The 26,429-nt window shown below is 67.9% G+C and carries 22 protein-coding genes; 6 read left to right on the top strand and 16 right to left on the bottom strand.

The genetic code is table 11. The annotated features are described in order from the left end of the window. Positions 1-11: 11 nt before the first annotated feature. The 9 genes from rplW to ABZU76_RS37175 all read right to left on the bottom strand — a co-directional run bounded on the left by rplW (position 12) and on the right by ABZU76_RS37175 (position 7,281). Positions 12-323, bottom strand: coding sequence for a 50S ribosomal protein L23 (rplW, locus tag ABZU76_RS37215; protein ID WP_354878477.1), 312 nt, complete (start codon positions 321-323; stop codon positions 12-14). Next, positions 320-1,009: a 50S ribosomal protein L4 gene (rplD, locus tag ABZU76_RS37210; protein WP_354878474.1), complete on the bottom strand. Its 690-nt coding sequence runs from the start codon at positions 1,007-1,009 to the stop codon at positions 320-322. The genes rplW and rplD overlap by 4 nt, the downstream gene beginning before the upstream one ends. Further along, positions 1,006-1,662 carry a 50S ribosomal protein L3 gene (gene rplC, locus ABZU76_RS37205; protein WP_220246078.1) on the bottom strand — a complete coding sequence of 219 codons (657 nt, stop codon included), beginning with the start codon at positions 1,660-1,662 and terminating at the stop codon, positions 1,006-1,008. Before rplC ends, rplD begins: the two co-directional genes overlap by 4 nt. A gap of 31 nt (positions 1,663-1,693) precedes the next feature. After that, on the bottom strand, positions 1,694-1,999 hold the full coding sequence (gene rpsJ / locus ABZU76_RS37200) for a 30S ribosomal protein S10 (protein WP_003102098.1): 306 nt from the start codon (positions 1,997-1,999) through the stop codon (positions 1,694-1,696). A gap of 424 nt (positions 2,000-2,423) precedes the next feature. Then, a complete protein-coding gene (gene tuf / locus ABZU76_RS37195) occupies positions 2,424-3,617 on the bottom strand; it encodes an elongation factor Tu (protein WP_220246077.1) in 1,194 nt (397 codons plus the stop codon). Between the two features lie 126 nt (positions 3,618-3,743). Next, a complete protein-coding gene (gene fusA / locus ABZU76_RS37190; RefSeq protein WP_354878470.1) occupies positions 3,744-5,843 on the bottom strand; it encodes an elongation factor G in 2,100 nt (699 codons plus the stop codon). A gap of 63 nt (positions 5,844-5,906) precedes the next feature. After that, complete coding sequence (gene rpsG / locus ABZU76_RS37185; RefSeq protein ID WP_007031033.1) at positions 5,907-6,377, bottom strand: 30S ribosomal protein S7; 471 nt, start codon at positions 6,375-6,377, stop codon at positions 5,907-5,909. Continuing rightward, entirely contained in the window at positions 6,377-6,751 is a 375-nt protein-coding gene (gene rpsL, locus ABZU76_RS37180) for a 30S ribosomal protein S12 (protein ID WP_003102113.1), read from the bottom strand. The genes rpsG and rpsL overlap by 1 nt, the downstream gene beginning before the upstream one ends. 371 nt (positions 6,752-7,122) lie before the next feature. Continuing rightward, positions 7,123-7,281 (bottom strand): hypothetical protein, encoded by a 159-nt coding sequence (locus ABZU76_RS37175; protein WP_354878467.1) that lies wholly within the window; start codon positions 7,279-7,281, stop codon positions 7,123-7,125. 168 nt (positions 7,282-7,449) lie between these two features. Between ABZU76_RS37175 and ABZU76_RS37170 the strand changes: the two genes are divergently transcribed. The 5 genes from ABZU76_RS37170 (at position 7,450) to ABZU76_RS37150 (ending at position 11,660) form a co-directional block, all read left to right on the top strand. Further along, the gene (locus ABZU76_RS37170) at positions 7,450-7,911 is read left to right on the top strand and encodes a GNAT family N-acetyltransferase (RefSeq protein WP_354878464.1); all 462 of its coding nucleotides are present in this window, start codon (positions 7,450-7,452) and stop codon (positions 7,909-7,911) included. Between the two features lie 182 nt (positions 7,912-8,093). Beyond that, a complete protein-coding gene (locus ABZU76_RS37165; protein ID WP_354878462.1) occupies positions 8,094-8,669 on the top strand; it encodes a YbaB/EbfC family nucleoid-associated protein in 576 nt (191 codons plus the stop codon). After that, on the top strand, positions 8,666-8,989 hold the full coding sequence (locus ABZU76_RS37160) for a hypothetical protein (protein ID WP_220246071.1): 324 nt from the start codon (positions 8,666-8,668) through the stop codon (positions 8,987-8,989). Before ABZU76_RS37165 ends, ABZU76_RS37160 begins: the two co-directional genes overlap by 4 nt. A gap of 16 nt (positions 8,990-9,005) precedes the next feature. Next, positions 9,006-10,163 (top strand): hypothetical protein, encoded by a 1,158-nt coding sequence (locus tag ABZU76_RS37155; protein WP_354878460.1) that lies wholly within the window; start codon positions 9,006-9,008, stop codon positions 10,161-10,163. Next, positions 10,164-11,660, top strand: a complete 1,497-nt coding sequence (locus tag ABZU76_RS37150) for a hypothetical protein (RefSeq protein WP_354878457.1) — start codon at positions 10,164-10,166, stop codon at positions 11,658-11,660. It abuts the gene before it with no gap. A 13-nt stretch (positions 11,661-11,673) separates the two neighbouring features. Here ABZU76_RS37150 and ABZU76_RS37145 read toward each other — a convergent pair whose 3' ends face one another. The 3 genes from ABZU76_RS37145 to ABZU76_RS37135 all read right to left on the bottom strand — a co-directional run bounded on the left by ABZU76_RS37145 (position 11,674) and on the right by ABZU76_RS37135 (position 19,987). Continuing rightward, positions 11,674-12,312 (bottom strand): zinc ribbon domain-containing protein, encoded by a 639-nt coding sequence (locus ABZU76_RS37145; protein ID WP_354878454.1) that lies wholly within the window; start codon positions 12,310-12,312, stop codon positions 11,674-11,676. 170 nt (positions 12,313-12,482) lie between these two features. Next, positions 12,483-16,394 carry a DNA-directed RNA polymerase subunit beta' gene (locus tag ABZU76_RS37140; RefSeq protein ID WP_220246068.1) on the bottom strand — a complete coding sequence of 1,304 codons (3,912 nt, stop codon included), beginning with the start codon at positions 16,392-16,394 and terminating at the stop codon, positions 12,483-12,485. Positions 16,395-16,483: 89 nt separating this feature from the next. Further along, positions 16,484-19,987, bottom strand: coding sequence for a DNA-directed RNA polymerase subunit beta (locus tag ABZU76_RS37135; protein WP_354878451.1), 3,504 nt, complete (start codon positions 19,985-19,987; stop codon positions 16,484-16,486). Positions 19,988-21,470: 1,483 nt separating this feature from the next. Between ABZU76_RS37135 and ABZU76_RS37130 the strand changes: the two genes are divergently transcribed. Continuing rightward, a complete protein-coding gene (locus tag ABZU76_RS37130) occupies positions 21,471-22,088 on the top strand; it encodes a chorismate mutase (protein WP_354878448.1) in 618 nt (205 codons plus the stop codon). Between the two features lie 64 nt (positions 22,089-22,152). Here the strand turns inward: ABZU76_RS37130 and ABZU76_RS37125 are convergent, their stop codons facing one another. Genes ABZU76_RS37125 through ABZU76_RS37110 form a run of 4 tightly spaced genes read right to left on the bottom strand, consistent with a single transcriptional unit; the run spans position 22,153 to position 26,429 of the window. Then, on the bottom strand, positions 22,153-23,244 hold the full coding sequence (locus ABZU76_RS37125) for a hypothetical protein (protein ID WP_354878445.1): 1,092 nt from the start codon (positions 23,242-23,244) through the stop codon (positions 22,153-22,155). A gap of 26 nt (positions 23,245-23,270) precedes the next feature. Next, positions 23,271-23,903 carry a hypothetical protein gene (locus ABZU76_RS37120; protein ID WP_255638635.1) on the bottom strand — a complete coding sequence of 211 codons (633 nt, stop codon included), beginning with the start codon at positions 23,901-23,903 and terminating at the stop codon, positions 23,271-23,273. A 46-nt stretch (positions 23,904-23,949) separates the two neighbouring features. Next, on the bottom strand, positions 23,950-25,215 hold the full coding sequence (locus tag ABZU76_RS37115) for an MlaD family protein (protein WP_354878442.1): 1,266 nt from the start codon (positions 25,213-25,215) through the stop codon (positions 23,950-23,952). Continuing rightward, entirely contained in the window at positions 25,215-26,429 is a 1,215-nt protein-coding gene (locus tag ABZU76_RS37110) for an MCE family protein (RefSeq protein ID WP_354878439.1), read from the bottom strand. The genes ABZU76_RS37115 and ABZU76_RS37110 overlap by 1 nt, the downstream gene beginning before the upstream one ends.

Genomic DNA, 26,429 nt, shown 5'->3' with positions numbered 1-26,429 from the left:
AGCTCAGTCCTTTACGCGGTGGGTCCGCCGAAGATCTCGATCGCCTTGCTTTCAGGCGAAAGAGTCACGATGGCGCGCTTGGTGTCCTTGCGCTTGCCGAAGCCTGCGCGAGTCCGCTTCCGCTTGCCCTGACGGTTGGCCGTGTTGACGCTGACCACCTTGACACCGAACACCTTCTCGACCGCGATCTTGATCTGGGTCTTGTTGGCGTCCGGGCGGACGATGAACGTGTACTTGTGGTCCTCGAGCAGCCCGTAGGACTTCTCGGAGATGACCGGCGCGAGCAGGATGTCGCGGTGGTCCGGAATGGCGATCGAGCTCACTTCTCGTCACTCCCTTCCGAAACTTCGCCCGACCGAGCGGAGGCCTTGACGCCCTTGCCACTGGCGGGGCCTGCGACGAACGCGTCGTACGCGGCCTTGGTGAACACGACGTCGTCGTTGACCAGCACGTCGTAGGTGTTGAGCTGGTCCGCCCAGAGAATGTGGATCTCGGGGAGGTTCCGCAGGGAGACCCAGCTGAGCTCGTCGGCCCGGTGCAGCACCACGAGCACGCGCTTCGCCTGCGTCACGGCGGCGATCGCGGTCTTGGCGGCCTTGGTCGACGGCTTCTCGCCGGTGACCAGTTCGGTCACGACGTGCAGCTGGCCGGCGCGAGCCCGGTCGGAGAGGGCGCCACGCAGAGCGGCGGCCTTCATCTTCTTCGGGGTGCGCTGCGTGTAGTCACGCGGCGTGGGGCCATGGACGACGCCACCGCCGGCGAACTGCGGCGCGCGGGTCGAACCCTGGCGGGCACGACCGGTGCCCTTCTGCCGGTACGGCTTCTTGCCGCCACCGGAGACCTCACCACGGGTCTTCGTGTCGTGCGTGCCCTGGCGCGCGGCGGCCAGCTGGCCGATCACAACCTGGTGCATCAGCGCGATGTTGGCCTGCACGTCGAAGATCTCCGCGGGGAGGTCGACCGTGCCGTCGGCTTTACCGGCCGGGGTCTTCAGCTCGACGCTTGTCATTCGGAGTTACCACCCTTCGCGGCGCTGCGCACGAACAGCAGGCCGCCCTTGGGACCGGGCACCGCGCCCTTGATCAGCAGCAGGCCGTCTTCGGCACGCACCGCGTGCACGGTCAGACCCTGCGTGGTGACCCGGTCGGAGCCCATCCGGCCCGCCATGCGCAGGCCCTTGAAGACGCGGCCGGGGGTGGCGCAGCCACCGATGGAACCCGGCTTGCGGTGCACGGCCTGAGCACCGTGGCTCGCGCCCTGGCCCTTGAAGCCGTGGCGCTTCATGACACCGGCGTAGCCCTTGCCCTTGCTGGTACCCGTGACGTCGACCTCGACGCCGGCGGCGAACACCTCGGCGGTGATCTCCTGACCGACCTCGTAGGTGTCCGCGTCGGTGGTACGCAGCTCGGCGAGGAAGCGCCGCGGGGTCACGCCCGCCTTGTCGAAGTGGCCGGTGCGCGGCTTGTTCACCCGGCGCGGGTCGACCGCACCGAAAGCCAGCTGCACGGCCGCATAGCCGTCCTTGTCCTGGGTCCGAACCTGGGTGACCACGTTCGGACCGGCCTTCACGACGGTGACCGGGACAACCCGGTTCTGCTCGTCGAAGACCTGGGTCATGCCGAGCTTGGTGCCCAGGATGCCCTTCATCTGCCTGTCAGACATGAGTCTCTTACTCTCCGCCGCTCGCCAGCCGCTACTGGATGTTGACGTCGACGCTCGCCGGCAGGTCGATGCGCATAAGCGCGTCGACCGTCTTCGGCGTCGGGTCGAGGATGTCGATCAGACGCTTGTGCGTGCGCATCTCGAAGTGCTCGCGCGAGTCCTTGTACTTGTGCGGCGAGCGGATGACGCAGTAAACGTTCTTCTCGGTGGGCAGCGGCACCGGCCCGACAACACGGGCACCGGTGCGCGTGACCGTCTCCACGATCTTGCGCGCCGAGGTGTCGATCGCCTCGTGGTCGTAGGCCTTGAGCCGGATGCGGATCTTCTGTCCCGCCATGGTGGCTGCTCGTTCCTTCGTCGTCTCGTGCCGCTTTGTCTCGTCAACCCGGGCCTGAGGCCCCGGTTTCAGCAGTTCAACGGCCCTGTCCCCGGTCCACGCGGTCGGGCGTGTCGCGCCCGACGCACAGACGGATCCCGTGGGATCGTCCTGCCTGGTCTTCCTCAACGTGAGGAGGCCGCGAGCCCGCCGTGCCGCATCAACTGCAAGCACCGCCGGCCACTTGGCCTTTGCCCGCTAGCCTCACCCCGAAGGAAGAGCTGGACGGACCGTGGCCACTCGTACAGGGGCGGCCGGAACCCCGTGAGTCAATCGAACAACTCGAGGATTCGGCCGCCCCGGGACGAGCAACCTGAATAGTGTCGCACACGTGAGTTGACGCCCTTGACCGGGGGGTGTAGTAGCCCGGTCAAGGGCGTCGAAATCACTTGATGATCTTGGTGACCTGACCCGCACCCACGGTGCGGCCGCCCTCGCGAATCGCGAAGCGCAGGTTCACGTCCATGGCGATGGGCTGGATCAGCGCCACCGAAATGTCGGTGTTGTCGCCCGGCATGACCATCTCGGTGCCCTCGGGGAGGGTCACGACGCCGGTCACGTCCGTGGTGCGGAAGTAGAACTGCGGGCGGTAGTTGTTGAAGAACGGGGTGTGACGACCACCCTCGTCCTTCGACAGGATGTAGACCCGGCCCTCGAAGTCGGTGTGCGGGGTGGTGGTACCCGGCTTCACGACGACCTGGCCGCGCTCGACGTCCTCGCGCTTGATACCGCGGACGAGGAGGCCGACGTTGTCGCCCGCCTGGCCCTGGTCCAGCAGCTTGCGGAACATCTCGACACCGGTGACAGTCGTCTTGGTCGACTTCTCCTTGATGCCGACGATCTCGACCTCTTCGTTCACGTTGACCACGCCACGCTCGACGCGGCCGGTGACGACGGTGCCGCGACCGGTGATGGTGAAGACGTCCTCGATCGGCATGAGGAACGGCTTGTCGAGCTCACGCACCGGGTCCGGCACGTTGTCGTCGACGGCGGTCATGAGCTCGAGGACAGCCTCGGCCCACTTGGCGTCGCCCTCGAGAGCCTTCAGGCCCGAGACGCGCACGACCGGCGCGTCGTCGCCCGGAAACTCCTGCGAGGACAGCAGCTCGCGGACCTCCAGCTCGACGAGCTCGAGGATCTCCTCGTCGTCGACCATGTCGGCCTTGTTCAGCGCGACCACGATGTAGGGCACGCCGACCTGGCGGGCGAGCAGCACGTGCTCGCGGGTCTGCGGCATCGGGCCGTCGGTGGCGGCCACGACCAGGATCGCACCGTCCATCTGGGCGGCACCGGTGATCATGTTCTTGATGTAGTCCGCGTGACCGGGGGCGTCGACGTGCGCGTAGTGACGCTTCTCGGTCTGGTACTCGACGTGCGAGATGTTGATCGTAATACCGCGCTGGCGCTCTTCGGGCGCGTTGTCGATCTGGTCGAACGCACGCGACTCGTTGAGCTCCGGGTACTTGTCGTGCAGAACCTTGGTGATCGCCGCGGTCAGCGTGGTCTTGCCGTGGTCGACGTGACCGATGGTCCCGATGTTGACGTGCGGCTTGCTCCGCTCGAACTTCGCCTTCGCCACTGGAATGTCCTCCTGGACTGATTTCGCTTTGTGCTCACCGGCCGGCGTGGCTGCCAACCGCTGATTGTTTCTCGTCTTTGCTGCGGACGTTCAGGAGTGTTCCTTATGCCCGCGAGCGAAGGGGAACTACTCCCCCGTCGCCTTCGCGATGATTTCCTTCGCGACGTTCGCGGGAACCTCGGCGTAGGAGTCGAACACCATGGAGTAGTTCGCGCGACCCTGGGTGCGAGACCGCAGGTCACCGACGTAACCGAACATCTCCGACAGCGGTACCACTGCCTTGACGACACGGGTACCGGCGCGCTCCTCCATGGCCTGGATCTGGCCACGGCGGGAGTTGAGGTCACCGATCACGTCACCCATGTAATCCTCGGGAGTCGTGACCTCGACGGCCATCATCGGCTCGAGGATGACCGGGCCGGCCTTCTTCGCGGCTTCCTTCATCGCCATGGAACCGGCGATCTTGAACGCCATCTCCGAAGAGTCGACCTCGTGGTACGCGCCGTCCAACAAGGTGAACTTCAACCCGACGAGCGGGTAGCCGGCCAGCACGCCGTACTGCATGGCGTCCTGCCCGCCCGCGTCGACCGACGGGATGTACTCCCGCGGCACGCGGCCGCCGGAGACCTTGTTGTCGAACTCGTAGAGTGCACCGTCGGTCGTCTCGAGCGGCTCCAGCTTCACGATGACCTTCGCGAACTGGCCGGAACCACCGGTCTGCTTCTTGTGCACGTAGTCGAGCTTGTCGACCGTCTTCTTGATCGTCTCGCGGTAGGCGACCTGCGGCTTACCGATGTTCGCCTCGACCTTGTAGTCGGACTTCATGCGGTTCACCAGCACCTCGAGGTGCAGCTCGCCCATGCCGGCGATGATCGTCTGGCCCGTGTCCTCGTCGAGCTGGACCTGGAAGGTGGGGTCTTCCTCGGCCAGCTTCTGGATCGCGAGCGACAGCTTCTCCTGGTCGGCCTTCGTCTTCGGCTCGATGGCCACGCGGATAACGGGATCCGGGAAGGTCATCGACTCGAGGACGACCGGGTTCTGCGGGTCGGCCAGCGTGTCACCGGTCGTGGTGTCCTTCAGGCCGATGACCGCGTAGATGTGGCCGGCCTGGGCCTCCTCGACCGGGTTCTCCTTGTTGGAGTGCATCTGGAAGAGCTTGCCGATGCGCTCCTTGCGCTCCTTGGTCGCGTTGACGACCTGGGTGCCCGCGGAGACCTTGCCCGAGTAGACCCGGATGTAGGTCAGCTTGCCGAAGAACGGGTGCGCCGCGATCTTGAAGGCGAGGGCCGCGAACGGCTCGTCGACCGACGGCTTGCGCAGGACCGGGGTCTCGCCGTCCGGCAGCGTGCCCTCGACGGCCGGCACGTCCAGCGGGGACGGCAGGTAGTCGATGACCGCGTCCAGCATCGGCTGCACGCCCTTGTTCTTGAAGGCGGAGCCGGTGAGCACCGGGTACGCCTCGCGCGCGACGGTGAGCTTGCGGATGCCGGCCTTGATCTCGGCTTCCGTGAGCTGCTCGCCCTCGAGGAACTTCTCCATCATGGCGTCGTCGGTCTCGGCGACGGCCTCGACGAGCTTCTCGCGGTACTCGGCGGCGCGGTCGGCCAGCTCGGCCGGGATCTCCTCGACCGAGTAGTCCTCGCCCTTGCTCACCTCGCCACGCCAGGTCAGCGCCTTCATGCGGACCAGGTCGATGACGCCCTCGAAGTCGTTCTCGGCGCCGATCGGCAGCTGGATGACCAGCGGCCGGGCACCGAGGCGCTCCTCGATGGTGCGCACGGTGAAGTAGAAGTCGGCACCCAGCTTGTCCATCTTGTTGACGAAGCAGATGCGCGGAACTTCGTACTTGTCCGCCTGCCGCCAGACCTGCTCGGACTGCGGCTCGACACCTTCCTTGCCGTCGAAGACGGCCACGGCGCCGTCGAGCACGCGGAGCGAGCGCTCCACCTCGACGGTGAAGTCGACGTGCCCGGGGGTGTCGATGATGTTGATCTGGTGATCGGCCCAGAACGTGGTGGTGGCAGCCGAGGTGATGGTGATACCCCGCTTCTGCTCCTCCTCCATCCAGTCCATGGTGGCGGCGCCGTCGTGGACTTCGCCGATCTTGTAGTTGATCCCGGTGTAGAACAGGATCCGCTCGGTGGTGGTGGTCTTACCGGCGTCGATGTGCGCCATGATCCCGATGTTGCGGACCTTGTTCAGGTCGGTCAGCACTTCACGTGCCACGAGAGTGTTCCCCTGTCTCGAACGTGGGGCCCGGCATGGCTTGGATCGGCAGCCGGGCGGTCATCACCAGCGGTAGTGCGCGAAGGCCTTGTTGGACTCGGCCATCTTGTGCGTGTCTTCACGGCGCTTGACGCTGGCGCCAAGACCGTTGCTCGCGTCGAGCAGCTCGTTCTGCAGCCGCTCGATCATGGTCTTCTCGCGGCGAGCCTGCGAGAAGGAGACCAGCCAGCGCAGCGCCAGCGTGGTGGAACGGCCGGGCTTGACCTCGATCGGCACCTGGTAGGTGGCACCACCGACGCGGCGGCTCTTCACCTCGATGGTGGGCTTCACGTTGTCGAGCGCGCGCTTCAGCGTGACGACCGGGTCGGTGCCGGTCTTCTCGCGAGCGCCTTCCAGCGCGCCGTACACGATGCGCTCGGCCAGCGACCGCTTCCCGTCCTTCAGCACCTTGTTCACCAGCTGGGTGACCAGCGGGGAGGCGTAGACCGGGTCGGAGATCAGAGGCCGCTTGGGGGCCGGACCCTTGCGGGGCATTAGCTCTTCTCCTTCTTCGCGCCGTAGCGGCTGCGCGCCTGCTTGCGGTTCTTCACACCCTGGGTGTCGAGCGAACCGCGGATGATCTTGTAGCGAACGCCCGGCAGGTCCTTCACCCGGCCACCGCGCACGAGCACCATCGAGTGCTCCTGCAGGTTGTGGCCCTCACCGGGGATGTACGCCGTGACCTCGATGCCGCTCGTCAGCTTCACACGCGCAACCTTGCGCAGCGCCGAGTTCGGCTTCTTCGGGGTCGTGGTGTACACGCGGGTGCACACGCCACGACGCTGCGGGCTCCCCTTGAGGGCCGCGGTCTTCTGCTTGGCAGCCTTGTCCTGGCGGCCCTTGCGGACCAGCTGCTGGATCGTGGGCAATGGACCAGCTTTCTGTCGCGTTCTTGCTGCTTCTTCGTGTCTTCACCGGCCCCCGCGGTCGGGCGTGTCGGCCCGCGTCACGGTCTCTCGACCGGTACTTTCCCGAAGGGGTTTTCCGTCGGAACCCCACGTGGACGAGGCCGGTGAACCGGGTGCGCGAGCACCCCGCTCATGCCGTACGGCACGCGGAGCGGCCCGACGCCTGCCGGGCACGGTCTCCAAAGATACCCGGCCACTTGACGGGCGGTCCGGGCGGGGGGGTCCGAACTGACGGTGACCGCCCATCGTATCCCCAGATGAGGGCCCTGCGCCTAGAGCCGCGCGGAGAACCCATCATCCAGAACGTGACGGACGTCCCCCCTATTCCTCGGCTATTCCTCGTCCGGCTTCGCGTGGTCGGGCCGCCCCGGGTGGGGGTCGCGCGACAGGTCGATCAGCGGGTGAACGCCGGCCCCCTCAGGCGCGGCGTGGTGCCCCTTGGTGTCCTTCTGCCCCTCTTCAGGCCGGTCGGCGGTGCCGTTGCCGTCCATCACGCACTCCTCAAGTCGGTTTCCCTGCGGCTCGCACGCTACCTATTTCCACTATCGGGTGACACACGGGGATGGAACGTCGCTTTCCCCAGGTGATCGACTTCCCCATTAACCAGTGGACGAACCGGACACGATGATCTCGTGACCGTGAACTGGACTATCACGCAAATGCCCGTCGATCACCCTGACGCGCGCGCGATCGTGCGCGAGTACCTCACGGACGTCGCGAGCCGTTACTGGGGCCGACCCGCCACGGAAACGGAGGTCGACCAGGTCCTGGCCGAGGAGCCAGGCGACGATCTCGTCGCCCCGACCGGCGCGTTCCTCGTCGCCCGCCTGCCCGACGGCACCGTGACCGGCTGCGCCGGCACGCGCGTGGTGCGGCCCGGACTGAATGAGCTCACGAAGGTGTACGTGCGCCCTGCACACCGCGGCCAGGGCGGCGGCGCACGCCTCGTGGCGGCGGCCGAGGAGGCGGCGCGGTCGCTGGGAGCCGAGACGCTGCGGCTCGACACCCGGCACGACCTCGTCGAGGCGCGGGCGCTGTACGCGCGGGTGGGCTACTTCGAGGTCGAGCCGTTCAACGACGACAAGTACGCGGAGCACTGGTTCTCGAAGTCGCTGGGGTGAAAGGGTTCCGCTCCGTCCACACTGGATCTTGTTCATCTACAACGGACCACTCCGGGCAGCCGGGCACAAGGACGACGCCGTCGTCCCTTTTGGGAAAACATTCACGACTCCGCAGCGCGAACGCGACAGAACCGGCATAATCCGCACGTCCGCACACCCGTCGTGCACGTGAGGGGGCCGCCGTGTCGGCTGAGATGGATCGTCTCGTCGCCGAGTTCGAGAAGTTCCAGAGCAAGATCAAACAGGCCGAGGCGAGCTTCGCCAAAGTCGGCGACATGCAGGACGAGGTGACCGCCCTCGAGGCCACCGCCATGTCGCCCGACCGCGCCATAACGGTCGTCGCGGGCGCCGGCGGCTCAGTGAAGGACATCCGGCTCACCGCCGACGCCCTCAAGCAGCAGCCCCAGCAGCTGGCGTCAGCCATCCTGGCGACGCTTCACCGCGCCGTCGCCGACGCCACGCTGAAGCAGGCCGGCATCGTCGACGCGCACGTGGGCGCCGCCTTCGGCCTCGACGTGTCGGGCCAGGTCCTCGAGGCCCAGGCCGAGGCAATGGGAACCACGGCCGAAGAGCTGAAGTCCAAGGCTGTGTCGAATTCGGAGGCGCAGCCGGCCCCGCGCCGGCTCACGGACGAAGACCTCGAACACGGCGACATCCTGCGCCGCGACGAGCCCCCGGCCGCGGCCCCGCCGCCTCCCCCGGCCCGCCCCGCCGAAGACGGCGTCCGGCGCCTGTGGGACCACGAGGAGGACCGATGAGCCACGACGTAGACCCCCAGATCCTGAAGACCTACGCCTCCGGCACGTTGCCGCACTACAAGGACGAGGCCACGAAGTTCGGCAACCTCGTCAGCCAGGCCGACGTGACGGACAAGTCGTGGGGCCTGATCGGGCTGGCGGTGAAGCAGACGTACACGAGCAAGCTCGACGACCTCCGCCAGATGCTCGAACTGATGAAGACCGGCGTCGACACGCTGGGCGGGAAAGTGAACCAGGCCGCGGAGATCTACGACGGCCATGAGAAGGACACCGTCGTGACCTTCGGCAAGTTCAAGGCGAACATCGACGGACCGCTCTGAGCAGGGGGAGACCGAAATGGCCGACAGCATCGCCGACGGCGTAAAGCTGGAGCACGAGGACGAGGGTTTCGTCCACGACGCCAACGAAGCCGCCAAGAAGGCGCCGATCATCGGCAAGGGGGTCGAGGGCGTCGAACGAGGCATCAAGGGCTTCGGCGAAGCCGACGACGCCGGCGAGTTCGCGGCGGCCACCGGGCAGATGCTCCAGGACGGCGCGGGCTTCGTCGCCGGCGCCGCGGTGGACGTGGCGAGCTTCGCACTCGACCCCGTCGGCTGGCTGGTCAGCAACGGCCTGAACATGCTCCTGGAGCTGATCTCGCCGCTGCAGGACGCGCTGCACTTCGTGACGGGCGACGGCCCGGCGCTCAAGGAGGCGGCCGGCAACTTCAGCGAGATCGGCGTCGGTTTCGTCAAGCTCGGCGACGACTTCGCCAAGAAGGGCAAGGAAGAGCTGCGGACCTGGCAGGGCGACGGCGGCAACGCGGCCCGCAGTTCGCTCGACCAGTTCTCCGAGGGAATCAAGGGCATCGGCTCGACCACCGGCGGGGTCGGCGAGACCCTCCAGATGTGGTCGATGGTCATGACCGTCATCGAAGAGGTCGTGAAGGCGATCATCAGCGAGCTGGTCAGCTGGCTGATCTACATCTGGCTGCCGGCTTTGGCCGCCTCGATCGTGAGCCTCGGCTCGTCGGTCGCCGCCGCGATGACCGCCTCGATCGCCAAGGCGGCCAGTGCGTTCACCAGGATCACCTCGAAGCTGGGGAAGCTGGGCGAGCTGCTCCAGAAGTTCATGACCTTTCTCTCGAAGTGGACCGACGACCTGATCAAGCAGGGCCGCAAGCTCACCCCGTCGGGCGCCCCCGGCATGACGCCCGGCATGGAGAAGGCCGCCACCGGCGCACTCGCCTCGGCGACGAACTCGCGCGGCATGGCGACGGTCGAGGCGCTGAAGGAGTCGGTGAAGGCCGGCGGGGAGGAAGCCCTCAAGCAGGTGACCGGGGTGAAGCTCGGCGACCTCGACAAGGGCTCGGCCTACAACGGCAAGGCCGGCTTCGACTTCGCCAACAAGGCGATCGACAACACCCGCGACATCCTGGAGTCCCGCGGCGGGAGCGACGCCGCCGGATACCACTCCGAAGAGGACACCCGCGAGAACCTGGACATGGATCAGTAGATGGACCTGTTCGAGCCGTGGTTCATCGTCGGCGGTTTCGTGCTCGGTTCCTTGCTGCTGTGGCTTGCCGGGAGACTTGAGCGACGCAGCGGCACGGCCGCGACGGTGTGTTACGTCCTGTGCGGTGTGGCCTTCTCCGAGACGGCGCTGTACTGGCTTTCCGCGGGCACCGGCAGCGTCGTGCCCCAGCTGATCTGGATCGCGTTCCCGGTGGCGTTCGCGGCGCTGGTGGCGTGGCGTGGCTGGCGGCAGCGCACGTGGGTCGCGCGCACGGCCTCGGACGGCCGGCAGACGTTCGGCGTGCTCCCCCACCTCGGCCGAGGGGTGGACCGCGACCACCCGGACCCCGGTCCCGTGCGCACGACGGTCGAGTTCGACCAGCAGGGTCACCGCGTGCTGGGCATCGAGTACTCGACCGCCCGACACACCGAGGAGGAGCAGTTTGCCGAGGTGGCCAAGGTCGCCGAGCAGATCGACTCGATCAACTCAGCAGTGCAGATCCGGATCCCGAAGGTGCCGGCGCTGGTGATCTCGCCGCGGACCGGGGCGTTCGAGCCGGAGCACTTCACGCCGCTGGAAGACGCCCGGATCACCCGGAACTCGTTCGGCTGGTTGGAGCCCGACCTCGCGCTGGACACGTTCGAGGTCGACGCCGAGTTCGACCGCCGCTTCTCGGTGACCACGTCCGATCCGGAGTTCGCCACGGCCGTGCTCACCGACGAGGTTCGCACGTTGTTGCTCGGTGACCTGTGGTTCCGCGTGCGCTCGGTGGCCTTTCACGGCGACGCGATGTGGACCACCGAGTCGGGCGCGCTCACCGAGGACCGCATGTTCGGCAACTCGCGTCGGCTCGCGATGCTGGCCGCGGCCGTGCCCGCGCCGGTGTGGGAGGTGTGCGGCGGGGACAAGGCGTTCGCCGCGGTGGCCGCCGGGTCCGACACGAGTTACAACTCCTGGAACGGCGGCCGCGGCGGGTTCCTGCGGACACCGGTCAACCGGTTCCGCGAGGCGGCCGACCGGCAGCCGGTCACCTCGGTGTCGCTGACCACGCGCACGGTCATCGCGCTGGCCCTGGTGGTGCTCGGGCTGCTCCCGGTCCTGAACTCCCTGGCCGCGCTGGTCAACGTGTCGCCTCAGACTCAGCTGACTGTTCTCGAAGCGCACGAAGGCTTTGCAGGCGACTGCAGCCCCCGACGCGGCGGCTGCACCGGCAGCAGCGACTGGGTCCGCGGCAAGTATGTGCTCGACGGCACGACCCACGTCGTGTCGACCGAATGGATCGACACGTTGCCCGCCAAGGGCGATGTCCTCGACGTGGAGATCGGCCCGATCTGGTGGCACCCGGTCCTGGAGAGCAGCCTCGCGGCGATCTACGTGCTGCTGGTCGCCCTGCTGCCGCTTCTCGCGGGCGCGTTGCTCGCCAAGGCCACTTACCGACCGAGGCCGCCCAGACGCGTCAGGAAGCTGCGCAAGGCCCAGGAAGCGCCCGTCTCGTAGCCGTCGCTCGTGGTTACAGCCGTGTTCCGCAGTCGCCGCAGAAGATGGCGCCGGCGGTGGAGGGCTTGCCGCATTCGGTGCAGTGGACGGTGGGGGCCAGGGACGAGCCGCAGGAGGCGCAGAACTTGCCGCCCTCGGACTTCACACCGCAGCTGGGGCAGGTGAGGTGGGCGCGGGTGTCCAGGTCGAGGTCGCGGGTCCAGTCGCGGTCGCGGGCGCGGTCCCAGATCTGGTCGCGCTGCGCGGAAGCCTGGGCGCGCGAGATCTCCTCCGCGACGCTCGGCGAGCACCGCAGGCACTGCCCGATCTCGGTGTTCCAGCACTGGTCCGCGCACATCCAGTCGCTGCAACCCCGGCACTGGCGGAAGCTCGGCGAGATCTCCTTGACCGCGGCCGCGAGCGCGCGGTCCTTCGCCGACGAGTTCGTGGCGCGGTCGTAGCGCCACTGGTCGGCGGAGTAGCTCAGGTCCTGCAGCTTGCCGCCGAAGAACGAGCCCACTGCCCGCAGGACGCCGCGGCCCGTTTCGACCGCGTCGCGCTGGAAGGCCGACCGGTAGCCGTTCCCGCAGCGTTCACAGCGGAACTCGAACTGGTAGCCCTGGGTGTTGGAGATATCCGAGAAGTTGTCCGTGAACGGCACGACGTCAGCCACGGCTGCCAAGGTAGGCGCGCTCCCCCGGTGCCGAGACCGTAGAAGTGCCGACAACAACGCGACTACCGGCCGCATCCATCTCAGCTAAAGCCAGCCGGACGACAGCCGACACACGAGAAAGGCCCCCGCCCCGGAAACCCGGGACGGGGGCCTTCTCAGCTACGGAACGGTCAGCGGAAGTCGCGGCCGAAGTCGTAGTCGTCCAGCGGAACAGCGGCACCGGTGCCCGAACCGAACACGTCCGGGGTGTAGTAGCCGTCGTCGTAGGACGGGATCGCGTAAGCCGCGACCCGGGCTTCCTCGGTCGGCTGGACCTGGATGTTCCGGTACTTGTTGATGCCGGTACCGGCCGGGATCAGCTTACCGATGATCACGTTCTCCTTGAGGCCCACGAGCCGGTCCGAACGGCCGTTGATGGCCGCGTCGGTCAGGACACGCGTGGTCTCCTGGAACGAGGCCGCCGACAGCCACGAGTCCGTGGTCAGCGAGGCCTTCGTGATGCCCATCAGCACCGGACGACCCGAAGCCGGCTCGCCGCCTTCGGACACCGTCGACCGGTTGCGCGCCTCGAACTTGGTCCGCTCGGGCAGCTCGCCCGGCAGGAAGTCCGTGCCACCCGAGTCGATGACCGTCACGCGGCGCAGCATCTGCCGCACGATGACCTCGATGTGCTTGTCGTGGATCGACACACCCTGCGCGCGGTACACCTTCTGGACCTCGTCGGTGAGGTGCATCTGCGCCTCACGCGGGCCCATCACGCGGAGCACCTCGTGCGGGTCGGGCGTGCCCTCGAGCAGCTGCTGCCCGACGTTGACGTGGTCACCGTCGCCCAGCGGGCCGTTCGGGGTGTTGGCGAGCCGCTGCCGCTTGGACAGCTTGTCGAAGACGATCTCCTCCGACCCGTCGTCCGGGATCAGGGTGATCTTCCAGAACCGCTCGCTCTCCTCGATCCGCACGCGGCCGTCGACGTCCGCGATCGGCGCCTTGCCCTTGGGGACACGGGCCTCGAAGAGCTCGGTCACACGGGGCAGACCGGTCGTGATGTCGTCACCGGCGACACCACCCTGGTGGAACGTACGCATCGTCAGCTGCGTACCCGGCTCACCGATCGACTGGGCGGCGACGATGCCGACGGCCTCGCCGACATCGACGAGCTCGCCCGTCGCCATCGAGCGGCCGTAGCAGGTCGCACACACACCGACGGCCGACTCGCAGGTGAGGACCGAGCGGACCTTGACCTTCGTGATGCCGCTGGAGAGCAGCTTCGCGATGGCCGGGTCGCCCACGTCGTCGCCGGCGTTGAGCACGACGTTGCCCTTGGCGTCCACCGCGTCCGTCGCGAGGTTCCGCGCGTACACGCTGGTCTCCACGTGCTGGTCCGGCACGACCTTGCCGTCGCCGACGTCCTCGCCGACGACCATCATGATGCCGCGCGTGGTGCCACAGTCGACCTCGCGGACGATGACGTCCTGCGAGACGTCCACCAGACGACGGGTCAGGTAGCCCGAGTCGGCGGTACGCAGAGCCGTGTCCGCCAGACCCTTGCGGGCACCGTGCGTCGCGATGAAGTACTCCGCCACCGACAGGCCTTCACGGAAGTTGGCCTTGATCGGACGCGGGATGTACTCACCCTTCGGGTTCGACACCAGGCCACGCATACCGGCCAGCGACCGGACCTGCGTCATGTTGCCCGCCGCGCCCGACTTCACGATCATGGCGATCGGGTTGTCGTCCGGCAGCGCCGTCTCCATGATCTTGTGGACCTCTTCGGTGGCCTGCGTCCACACCTTGACGAGCTCGTTGTTGCGCTCGGTGTGGGACAGCTGACCACGCTGGTACCGCTTCTCGACCTGGTCGGCCTTGCCCTCGTACTCGTCGAGAATGGCCTTCTTGCCCTCGGGCACGAGCACGTCGGAGATGGCCACCGTGACGCCCGAGCGGGTCGCCCAGTAGAAGCCGGCGTCCTTGAGCTTGTCCAGCGTCTGCGCCACCTGCGTCATCGAGTACCGCTCGGCGAGGTCGTTCACGATCGCGGCCTGACGCTTCTTCGGCATCGGCTCGTTCACGAACGGGTAGTCCGCCGGCAGCAGGTCGTTGAACAGCACGCGACCCAGCGTCGTCTCGGCCAGCCACATCTTGCCCGGCTCCCAGCCCTTCTCCGCGAGCCGCGCTTCGTCGGCCTTGGCCGGCTGGCGGTCCGTGACGCGGATCTTGATGGGAGCGTGCAGGCTCAGCGCCTTGCGGTCGTACGCCATGATCGCCTCGGCCGGCGACGAGTACGCGTTGCCCGCGCCCTCGGCCTTCTCGTTGAGGCGGGTCAGGTGGAACAGGCCCGTGACCATGTCCAGACGCGGCATGGCGAGCGGGCGGCCCGACGCCGGCGACAGGATGTTGTTCGCCGACAGCATCAGGATCCGGGCCTCGGCCTGCGCCTCGGCCGACAGCGGCAGGTGCACCGCCATCTGGTCACCGTCGAAGTCCGCGTTGAACGCCTCGCAGACCAGCGGGTGCAGCTGGATGGCCTTGCCTTCCACCAGCTGCGGCTCGAAGGCCTGGATGCCGAGGCGGTGCAGGGTCGGTGCGCGGTTCAGCATCACCGGGTGACCGGTGATGACCTCTTCGAGCACGTCCCACACCTGCGGGCGCGAACGCTCGACCATCCGCTTGGCGGACTTGATGTTCTGAGCGTGGTTCAGGTCGACCAGCCGCTTCATGACGAACGGCTTGAACAGCTCGAGCGCCATGTCCTTCGGCAGACCGCACTGGTGCAGCTTCAGCTGCGGGCCGACGATGATGACCGAACGGCCCGAGTAGTCCACGCGCTTGCCGAGCAGGTTCTGGCGGAACCGGCCCTGCTTGCCCTTGAGCAGGTCGGACAGCGACTTCAGCGGCCGGTTGCCCGGGCCGGTGACGGGACGACCGCGGCGGCCGTTGTCGAACAGCGCGTCGACGGCCTCCTGCAGCATCCGCTTCTCGTTGTTCACGATGATCTCGGGCGCGCCGAGGTCGATCAGTCGCTTGAGGCGGTTGTTGCGGTTGATCACGCGGCGGTACAGGTCGTTCAGGTCCGACGTCGCGAACCGGCCACCGTCGAGCTGCACCATCGGGCGCAGGTCCGGCGGGATGACCGGCACGGCGTCGAGCACCATGCCGCGCGGGTCGTTGCCGGTCGCCTGGAAGGCGGCCACGACCTTGAGGCGCTTGAGCGCGCGCAGCTTCTTCTGGCCCTTGCCGTTGCGGATGGTGTCGCGCAGGTTGTCGGCTTCGGCAGCGACGTCGAACTCGGCGGCCAGCTTCTGGATGGCCTCCGCGCCCATGCCGCCGGTGAAGTACTCGCCGTAGCGGTCGACCAGCTCGCGGTAGAGCAGTTCGTCGGCGATCAGCTGACGCGCGTCGAGCTTCGTGAAGGTCGTCCAGACCTCCTCGAGGCGGTCGAGCTCGCGGCCGGCGCGGTCGCGCAGCTGACGCATCTCGCGCTCGCCGCCTTCCTTGACCTTGCGGCGCACGTCGGACTTGGCGCCCTCCGCCTCCAGCTCGGCCAGGTCGGCTTCCAGCTTCTGCGCGCGAGCCTCGATGTCCGCGTCACGCTTCGTCTCGAGGTTCTTGCGCTCGACGCCGATCTCGTTCTCGAGGGTCGGCAGGTCGTTGTGGCGCAGCTCCGCGTTCACGCCAGTGATGACGTAGGCCGCGAAGTAGATGATCTTCTCGAGGTCCTTCGGCGCCAGGTCCAGCAGGTAGCCCAGGCGGGAGGGAACACCCTTGAAGTACCAGATGTGGGTGACGGGCGCGGCCAGCTCGATGTGGCCCATCCGCTCGCGGCGCACCTTGGCGCGGGTCACCTCGACGCCGCAGCGCTCACAGATGATGCCCTTGAAGCGGACGCGCTTGTACTTGCCGCAGTAGCACTCCCAGTCCCGGGTGGGACCGAAGATCTTCTCGCAGAAGAGACCGTCCTTCTCAGGCTTGAGAGTCCGGTAGTTGATGGTCTCCGGCTTCTTGACCTCGCCGTACGACCACTGACGGATGTCATCTGCGGTGGCAAGACCGATGCGGAGCTCATCGAAGAAATTGACGTCCAGCACGTCTTTGCATCCCCTTGGGGTTGTATCGACTAGAGGAATTGGCGGGCGAGCCGGGACCCACGGGAGGCAGGTCCCGGCTCAGCACGCGATCAGTGCACGACGTCGTCCACCGAGGGCGACTCGTTGCGGGACAGGTTGATGCCGAGGTTGGCCGCAGCGCGCTCGAGGTCCTCGTCGTCGGAGTCGCGCATCTCGATGGCCGCACCGTCGCTGGAGAGCACCTCGACGTTCAGGCACAGCGACTGGAGCTCCTTCAGGAGCACCTTGAACGACTCCGGGATACCCGGCTCGGGGATGTTCTCCCCCTTGACGATGGCCTCGTACACCTTCACGCGGCCGACCACGTCGTCCGACTTGATCGTGAGCAGCTCCTGCAGCGTGTAGGCAGCGCCGTACGCCTGCATCGCCCAGCACTCCATCTCACCGAAGCGCTGGCCACCGAACTGCGCCTTACCACCCAGCGGCTGCTGCGTGATCATCGAGTACGGACCGGTGGAGCGGGCGTGGATCTTGTCGTCGACCAGGTGGTGCAGCTTCAGGATGTACATGTAGCCGACGGACACCGGGTACGGGTACGGCTCGCCGGAGCGGCCGTCGAACAGCGTGGCCTTGCCGTTCTCCTTGACCATGCGCTCGCCGTCGCGGTTCGGCTTGGTCGAGCCCAGCAGCCCGGTGAGCTCCTCTTCCTTCGCGCCGTCGAACACCGGGGTGGCGGTGTTCGTGTTCGGCGCGACGTCGTAGAGCTCCTCGGACAGGTTGGCCGCCCAGCTCGGGTTGCCCTCGATCGTCCAGCCCTGTGAGGCCAGCCAGCCCAGGTGCAGCTCGAGAATCTGGCCGATGTTCATCCGTCGCGGAACACCGTGGGTGTTCAGGATGATGTCGACCGGCGTGCCGTCCTCCATGAAGGGCATGTCCTCGGCGGGCAGGATCTTGCCGATGACGCCCTTGTTGCCGTGGCGGCCGGCGAGCTTGTCGCCCGGCTGGATCTTGCGCTTCTGGGCCACGTAGACGCGGACCAGCTCGTTGACACCCGGGGGCAGCTCGTCGTCGTCCTCGCGCGAGAACACGCGGATGCCGATGACCTTGCCGGTCTCGCCGTGCGGCACCTTCAGCGAGGTGTCGCGGACTTCGCGGGCCTTCTCACCGAAGATCGCGCGCAGCAGGCGCTCTTCCGGCGTCAGCTCGGTCTCGCCCTTCGGCGTGACCTTGCCGACCAGGATGTCGCCGTCGCGGACCTCGGCACCGATGCGGATGATGCCGCGCTCGTCGAGGTCGGCGAGCACCTCCTCGGAGACGTTCGGGATGTCCCGGGTGATCTCCTCGGCGCCCAGCTTGGTGTCGCGGGCGTCGATCTCGTGCTCCTCGATGTGGATCGACGTGAGCACGTCGTCCTGCACCAGGCGCTCGGAGAGGATGATCGCGTCCTCGTAGTTGTGGCCCTCCCACGGCATGACCGCCACGAGCAGGTTCTTGCCCAGCGCCATCTCACCGTTCTCGGTGGACGGGCCGTCGGCGATGACCTGGCCCTTTTCGACGCGGTCACCCTCGTCGACGATCGGGCGGTGGTTGAAGCACGTGCCGTGGTTGGAGCGGCGGAACTTGTACAGTCCGTAGCTCTTCCGCGTGCCGTCGTCGTGCATGATCGTGATGATGTCCGCGGACAGCTCCTCGACCACGCCGGACTGCTCGGCCACGAGGACGTCACCGGCGTCGACCGCGGCGCGCAGCTCCACACCCGTGCCCACGTACGGGGCCTGGTTGCGCAGCAGCGGCACGGCCTGGCGCTGCATGTTCGCGCCCATCAGCGCGCGGTTCGCGTCGTCGTGCTCGAGGAACGGGATCATCGCGGTGGCGACGGAGACCATCTGCCGCGGCGACACGTCCATGTAGTCGATCTCGAGCGGGTCGATCAGCTCGACCTCGCCGCCCTTGCGACGACCCAGGACCTTGTTCTCGACGAAGTGGCTGTCTTCGGTCAGCGGCGCGTTGGCCTGCGCCTTGACGAAGCGGTCTTCCTCGTCGGCCGTGAGGTAGTCGACCTGGTCGGTGACCTGGCCCTCGACGACCTTGCGGTACGGGGTCTCGATGAAACCGAACGGGTTGACCCGCGCGTACGAGCAGAGCGAACCGATCAGGCCGATGTTCGGGCCTTCCGGCGTCTCGATCGGGCACATGCGGCCGTAGTGCGACGGGTGGACGTCGCGGACCTCCATGCCGGCACGCTCACGGGACAGACCACCGGGGCCCAGCGCCGACAGGCGGCGCTTGTGGGTCAGGCCCGACAGCGGGTTGTTCTGGTCCATGAACTGCGACAGCTGCGAGGTGCCGAAGAACTCCTTGATCGCCGCGCCGATCGGGCGGATGTTGATCAGGGTCTGCGGCGTGATCGCCTCGACGTCCTGCGTGGTCATGCGCTCGCGCACGACGCGCTCGGTGCGGGAGAGGCCGACCCGGATCTGGTTCTGGATCAGCTCACCCACCGTGCGCAGGCGGCGGTTGCCGAAGTGGTCGATGTCGTCGGTCTCGACCGGCACCTCGACGTTCGACACGCTGGTCATCTTGTCGTCGCCGGCGTGGAGCCGGACCAGGTACTCGATGGCCGAGACGATGTCCTCTTCGGTCAGCGTGCCCGTGTCGTACGGGGTGTCGAGACCGAGCTTCTTGTTGACCTTGTAACGACCGACCTTGGCCAGGTCGTAGCGCTTCGGCTTGAAGAACAGGTTCTCCAGCAGCGTCTGCGCGCTCTCCTTCGTGGGCGGCTCGCCCGGACGGAGCTTGCGGTAGATGTCGAGCAGCGCCTCGTCGGTGCCGGCGGTGTGGTCCTTCTCGAGGGTCGCCAGCAGCGTCTCCGAGAAGGAGAAGCGCTCGCGGATCGCCTCGGTGGTCCAGCCCAGCGCCTTCAGCAGCACAGTGACCGGCTGGCGGCGCTTGCGGTCGATGCGCACGCCGACGGTGTCGCGCTTGTCGACGTCGAACTCGAGCCACGCGCCGCGGCTCGGGATCACGCGAACGCTGAAGACGTCCTTGTCGGTCGTCTTGTCGACACTGCTGTCGAAGTACACACCCGGAGAACGCACGAGCTGGGACACGACGACCCGCTCGGTACCGTTGATGATGAAGGTGCCCTTGTCCGTCATCACCGGGAAGTCGCCGAGGAAGACCGTCTGGCTCTTGATCTCACCGGTGTTGTTGTTGACGAACTCCGCCGTGACGAACAGCGGGGCCGCGTAGGTCATGTCCTTGTCCTTGCACTCCTCGATCGAGGCCTTGACCTCGTCGAAGCGCGGAGCGGAGAAGGACAGCGACATGGAACCCGAGAAGTCCTCGATCGGGGAGATCTCGTTGAGGACCTCTTCCAGGCCGCCGACCGGGTTCTCGTCACCTTCGTTGACGCGGCGCTCGAACCACGCCTCGGCTCCGGTGAACCACTGGAACGACTGGAGCTGCACGTCCAGCAGGTTGGGGGTGTTAAGGGGTTCGCGAATCTTTGCGAAAGAGACCCGCACGGGCGCGCCGGGGATACCCGTGGACTCCGAGCGGGATACAGCCGAGGTGGTCGCAGCAGTGGCCTGGTTCGCGGGAGAGACTGCCAAGATGCGTCCTTCCGGGGACAATGAGCGGTGAGCAGCCGCAATGGCAACAGGTGCCGTCGCGGACTGTCAGGGGTGCCGTGTGCCCACTATCCTAACTACCGGCTCCGGGCAGCCTGAAAGAGGGCAGCGCAAAGAGGCAGTCTAGCCCGAACGACGCGGTCTGTCCAGGGGGCGCTCCTGATGGGGCCCAGCCTGCCTCGCGGCGTTGTAGCAATGCCTCCGGCCTGCCCGGGTTCTGCGTCCCTCCCGCAAGGTTCGCGCTCCCGGCCGTGACCGTTGGCAGTAAGCCTGAACCCACGACGCCTTCGAGTCAAGATGCCACTCGGGGGTCGGACCGGTTGGCGCAGCGTCGACCGGGGCATGCGGAGGGTGACAAGCGGGATGATCATCCCGGTTACCCACCGGTACCTGCGGAATCGTGGTCTGGGAGTGGATCGGGGAGGGTTTCAAACGGTGTCCTGCGTCACGAACAGGGGCCGTGGGGCGAGTGGTCCAGTCGGCCCCGGGGTGTGGCGTGGAGCGCGGTTGAGGGGTCGGTAGAGGCCTGCTCGGGGTGGTCCGAGGGACTGAATCCGTGGTGGTCCGGAGGAGAGCTGCTCGTGGCGGGGTGCTCGTGGCGGTCCAGGGGCTGATCCGGGTGGTCCGGAGGAGAACTGCTCGTGGCGGGCTACTCGTGGCGGTCTGTTCGGGGCGGTCTGGGAGGGCTGGTCCGGTGAACCGCGGGGCCGGGCGCGGTGCCCGGCTGGGGGCGCGGGTGCCTTGTGTCACGGGCAGCTTGGCCCGGCACGGGCAGTTCGGCGCTTGTCGACAGGCAGCTCGGCACGCCACAGGCAGCTCGGCTTGTCCACAGGCCTCGGCCGACTCCGGGGTTGTCCACAGGCACCCGGCTGACTCCGGAGTTGTCCACAGATTTCGTTCCGGGCATTTTTCGAGGTCAGGGGCCGATAGACTGGGATGGGGACGCCCCCCATTGGGAGGGCGGGGGTTGTCCGGCAAGAGCGCGGGGCTTTGCACGACGGGAGCCGTTCGAGAGTTGTCGATGGCTCCGGGGCATCGGGATCGGGCCGCGTCAGTGCGGGTTCGGCGAGCGTCCGGGCGTGGCCGACGTTTGGTGGCGGCGCGTGCGGGCTGGAGTGCGGCGGCAGGGAGGCGGCGCGGCGGGTCGAGAGCAGGCCGGTGCCCGACCCACGGTCTCGGAGCAGCCGCCGGAACGGCGCTACCGACGTTCGTTCGCGATGAGCTGACCGCCGGTTCACTCGCCGAAGGCGCCGTGATCATCCCGAGCAGCCAGGGTGGCAGCGCTGTCGCACCCACCGCCGGAAGCCGGCGTGACCCGTGGGGCCGAGCCCCGCTGTACGTCCGGGCAGACAAATCCGGCATCGGCACGATTGCGTGTCCATCCGGCGAGATTGTCCGGGTTTCGTGAATTCCCCACCGCTAAAATCGGATCCGATCCTGGTCGCCGGCCCACGACGGAGTGCTCATGTTCGGGAACGAGACTGCTCGTCGCTCCACCGTGATCCTTGCCGTCGCGCTGGCCGCACTCACCGTCGGAGGCACTCAGGCCATGGCCGCATCCGAAAAGACCGCCACAGACACCGCCGGCACCGCGGGCCGCGCGTTCGGCCGGCTCGGGCCGCTCGCCGACCTCGTGGTCGAGCGCCTGCGGGTGGGTGACCGCGTGGCCGCGTCGAAGTTCGGCACCGACAAGCCCATCGACGACCCGGCGCGCGAGGAGCAGGAGCTCGCCGCGGTGCGCACGCGCGCGTTCGCGCTGGGCCTCGATCCCGAGCGCACGGCCGCGTTCTTCTCCGACCAGATCACCGCGAGCAAGGTCGTGCAGCGCGGGCTGTTCGACCGCTGGACCGCGCACCCCGAGCAGGCGCCCACCACCCGCCCGGACCTCACCGAGATCCGCGCCGAGCTGGACGAGCTGACCACGTCGCTGCTGACCGAGCTGGTGGCCACGAACGACGTTCGCGAGCACGGCGTGCCGTGCCGAGTGGACGTGCTCGAGGCGCAGATCTCGGCCGACGTCGTCGACCACCTCGACGAGCTGCACCGCACCGCGCTGCGCACGGCCCTGCAGTCGCTCTGCTGAGGCCCTGAACGAAAGCAGAAGGCCCGGTGCCCGCTCGAGCGGGCACCGGGCCTTCTGCTTGGACTTACTTCGAGGGCGGCGGCGAGGCCGGGGCCGAGGAAGCGGGCGCGTTGGCCGCGGGCGGCGCCGGGGCCTTGTACGTGTCGAGGTCGGTGATCTTCCACGTGTCGCCCTGCAGCTGCGCGTCGACGTGCAGCTGGGCCGAGCCGGCGGTGGTCTGCTTGGTGTCGGCGCGCGTGGAGGTCTGGTCCACGAACACCATCACGCGCGCGAGGTCGCCGTTGAGCATGATCACGGCGCTGCGCGTGACCTTGCAGGTCACCACCATCTTCTGCTGCGGCGCGAGGCGCTTCACCTCGCCCATGAGCGAGTTGTACTTGGCCTTGACGCTGTCGTTGGCGAGCAGGCCGTTGGCGGCGTCCTCGGTCTTCTTGATGTTGTTGAAGTCGTAGGAGAACAGGGCCTCCGTGGCCTTGGAGACCTGGTCCTTGACCTGCGCGGTCTTCGCGACGTCCAGCAGCGCGGTGTTGCTCGTGGAGTCGGAGGCGTCGTCGAAGCCAAGCTTGAAGAACACCGCGCCCGCGGCCAACACCAGGCCCACCACGAGCAGCACGACGGTCAGCACGACCGTGCGGTCCTGGCGCGGCTGCTGCCTCGCCCACGGCGGCGGCACGGCGGGCGCGCCGGCGGCCTCCTGCTCGGCCTCGTCGACGTCCACGGGCTTCGCGCGGCCCGAGTCCCGGCGCTTACGGCGGGGAGCCGCGCGGACCGTCTCGTCGGTTTCCTCGGGAGCGTCGACGGCCTCGCCGGTGAGGGTGTCGACCTCGGCTTCGTCCTCGACCGGGGCCGCGGTATCCACGTCGGCAGCGTCCTCGGGGTCCTCGGTGGCCAGCCCCCGCGACCGCGAGATCCCCGCGCTCTTCGGGAACCGGATCTCCTGGGTGACCTCGGACGGATCCGCGCTGGTCAGCGGGCCGGTCCGTGGCACCGGACGCGGACGCGGCTTGGCCGCGGCGGGCGCCGGAGCATGGGTCGGCCGCTCGTCGGTGGACGCAGGTGCGCCGTCCTCGCTCGACGGCTTGCGCAGCCCGGCGACCCTCGGCCGGCGGGCCGGCGGGGTGCTGCTGCGGGGCGGCTGGCGGCGGGAGGGGGGCACTAGGAGAACTCCGTTCTGCGGTGAAGCTACTGGCCGGAGGCGACGAGGGGGACGTTGTCGATGCCGGACAGCTTCCAGTCGTTCCCGACGCGGGTCATCGAGACCTCCAGGCGCAGCGCCTTCGCGGAGCTCTGCGCGCCCTGGGTGACGTCGGTGGTGATGGCGGCCAGGAAGCTGGCCTTGCCCTCGTGGTCGTCGAGCTCCTCGACCGCGATGTCCTGCACGGTCGTGGTGACCTTCGTCTTCGCGTCGGTCAGCGCCTTGCCGTAGGTGGGCTTCAGCTGGTCGATCTGCTTGGCCATGTCGTCGTCGGACACGGACTTCTGGCGGGCGAAGACGGCGTCGAGGTTCTGGTAGTCCACCTCGGTGTAGGCCTTCACGGCGTTGGCGCCCGCCTTCACGACGTCGTCACGCGACTGCGCCAGGGCCGCGTTCTCCCCCGTGCCCGCGACCCACCACATGATCCCGAAGACCACCGCGACCACGAAGGCGGCGAGCGCGAACGCCCCGGCGCCGAAGAGCCACACGCGCGGCGAGCCCGGCAGGGACCGCTTGGCCGGCGAGGCGGCACCGGTCGAAGCAGTCTCCGAAGCGGAAGCCGGGGCTTCCGGCGGCGACGAGGTCACCCCTTCCTCGGCGGCGGCCTGTTCGGAACTCATATCACTCCAGGGTAGGTAACGGTCATCGAATCCACGCCCACGCGGCTCAGCCTGAGAGACCGAGCAGCGCTCCCAGGCTGTTCAACGAGACACCCGGGCTTCCGGCTACGCCCGGAACGGCGGCGTCGCGCATGTCCTGCAGTTCCTGGGCCGGACGGCCCGCGTTGGCGTCCACATCGGACTGCGACGGCGCGACCGGGGCCCCGCCGTACGGTGCGTTCTGCGAGCCGCGGACGTTGATGGGGCTGCCCTTGGGCTCGGCACAGTACACATTGTCGTCGGCCGGCCGCGGTGACGTGTCGGCACCTGTGCGGTACTGGCTGTACGGCAGGTAGCCCTTCGTGCAGGCCGGCGGGTTGAACAGGTTCAGCACGAGCCCGAGGTGGGCGGTGCCGTCGCCCGGCGCCACGCTGGCGGCCGCGCCGGCCAGCGCCGGGTAGGTCACCAGGCCCTGCTCGATGCCGTCGAGGCGGGTCACGGTGACGTTGGCCGTGGTCAGCAGGTTCGCCGTCAGCGCGCCCAGACCCGGCCCGGTCTCGTTGACGACCTGGTCGATCTGCGCCGCGACCTGCGGTGTGATGCCGATCAGCTTGCGCAGGTCGCCGTCGGAGTTCTTCAGAGTGCCGGTGAGCTCGTTGAGGTTCTTGGAGAAGTCCGCGAAGTTCGACGCCTCGTGGTTCTGCGTGTCCAGCGCCTGGCCGCCGGCGTCGAGCAGCTGCACGGTCTGCGGCAGGTACTGCTGGGCCGTGGCCGTGAAGCTCTGCGCGGTGTCGAGCAGCTGCTGGAGGTCCGCGCCTGTGCCGCGGAACGCGTCGTAGGACTCGTCCACGACCGTCCGCAGCGAGTCGGTGGGCACGGAGGCCGCGAGCGAGTCGAGGTCCGACAGCAGCCGGTCGGTGCTGACCGGCACGGTGGTCTTCGACGCCGGGATCACCGAACCGCCCGCGAGGTACGGGCCCTTGTCGTTCTTCGGCCGCAGGTCCACGTACTGCTCACCCACGGCCGAGCGGTTGGCGACCACGGCGTCGAGGTCCGCGGGCACCTGCGGCGCCGACGGGTCGATGTCGAGGTCGGCCTCCAGGCCGCTCTGCGTGAGCCGCAGCTGGCCGACGCGCCCGATGTTGAAGCCGCGGTAGGTCACCTCGGCGTTGGTGAAGATGCCGCCCGACTCGTTGAGCTGCAGCTTCACCGTGTAGCCGCTGTCGCCGAACACCGAGCCGAGGCCGGCGAAGCGGACCAGGGCGTAGACGAGCGCCACGACCGAGATGATCACGAAGGCGACGAGCTGGAACTTCGTCTTGCGCAGCAACATCAGCCCGCACCTCCCGAGAGGATCCCGAAGAGCCCGGACAGCCCGCCCTGCGACGGCTGCCCGCCGCCCTGGCCACCACTGGAGTTCGGCTTCGCGTTCGACCCCGACTGGCCCCCGAGCGGTAGCAGCGGCGGCTGGTCGCCCTGCGTGCCACCGGTAAGGCCCGGCACCGGCAGCAGGTTCGACAGCGGGTTGTCCCGGCTGCGGCCCAGGTTGTCGATGACGTCCTTGAGGTTCAGGTCGACCTTCGCGAAGAGGTTGAAGTAGTCACCCTTCACGTCGTTGTAGGCCTGGTCGGTGAACGGGAAGGTCAGCAGGATCTGCAGCGCCTGCGGCAGGTCGTTGCCCGCCTCGCCGAGCTTCTGCAACGTCGGAGTGAGGGCCTTGAGGTCGGCCACGAGGTCCGCCTTGCTCTTGTTCACCGTGTCGGTGGCGACGCCGGAGAGGTTGTTCAGCGCGTTGAGCATGGTCACGAGCTGGCCGCGCTGCTGCTCCAGCACGCCGATGCCGGGGCCGAGGTTGTCGACGGCGCCCACCAGCTTGTCCTTCTGGTCCTTCAGCGTCATCGACAGCCGGTCGAGCCCGTCGAGCGCGCGGGTGATGTTGCGCGACTGCTCGTCGAGGTTCGTCACGAGCTCGTTGGCGTTGTCCAGCAACGCCTTGATGTCGGGCTCCTTGCCCGCCGTCGCGTTGTTGAGCTCCTTGGTGATGGTGTTGAGCTGCTCCACCCCACCACCGTTGAGCAGCAGCGACAGCGCGCCGAGCACCTCTTCGACCTCGACGTCGCGGCCGGTGCGCGCGAGCGGGATCGTGGCGTTGTTCGCGAGCGTGCCCTGCGCCTGGCCGTCGCCGGGCGAGGAGAGCTCCACGTACTTCTCGCCGAGCAGGCTCGACTGCTTCACGTTGGCCAGCGCGTTGGCCGGCAGCTTCACGTCGCCGTTGATCTCCACGGTGACCTCGGCGTGCCAGCCGTCGGGGGTGAGCCCCACGGACTCGACCTGGCCGACGGGCACCTCGTTGACCTTCACACCGGCCTGCGGCACGAGGTCGAGCACGTCGGAGAACTGCACCTTGACCTTGTACGGGTGGCTGCCGAGGTCGGCGCCACCGGGCAGCGGCACGTCGTAGATCCCGGTGAAACCGCAGCCGGACAGCACCAGCGCGGACACCGTGGTGACCACGCCGGCGGCGGTGAACCTCCTGAGGCGCTTCAT

Origin of the sequence: Amycolatopsis sp. NPDC005232, assembly GCF_040607795.1 — a bacterium.
Taxonomy (GTDB): Bacteria; Actinomycetota; Actinomycetes; order Mycobacteriales; family Pseudonocardiaceae; genus Amycolatopsis.
The sequence above is the reverse complement of the archived record's forward strand: the minus strand, read 5'-3'. Positions and strand labels throughout refer to the sequence as shown.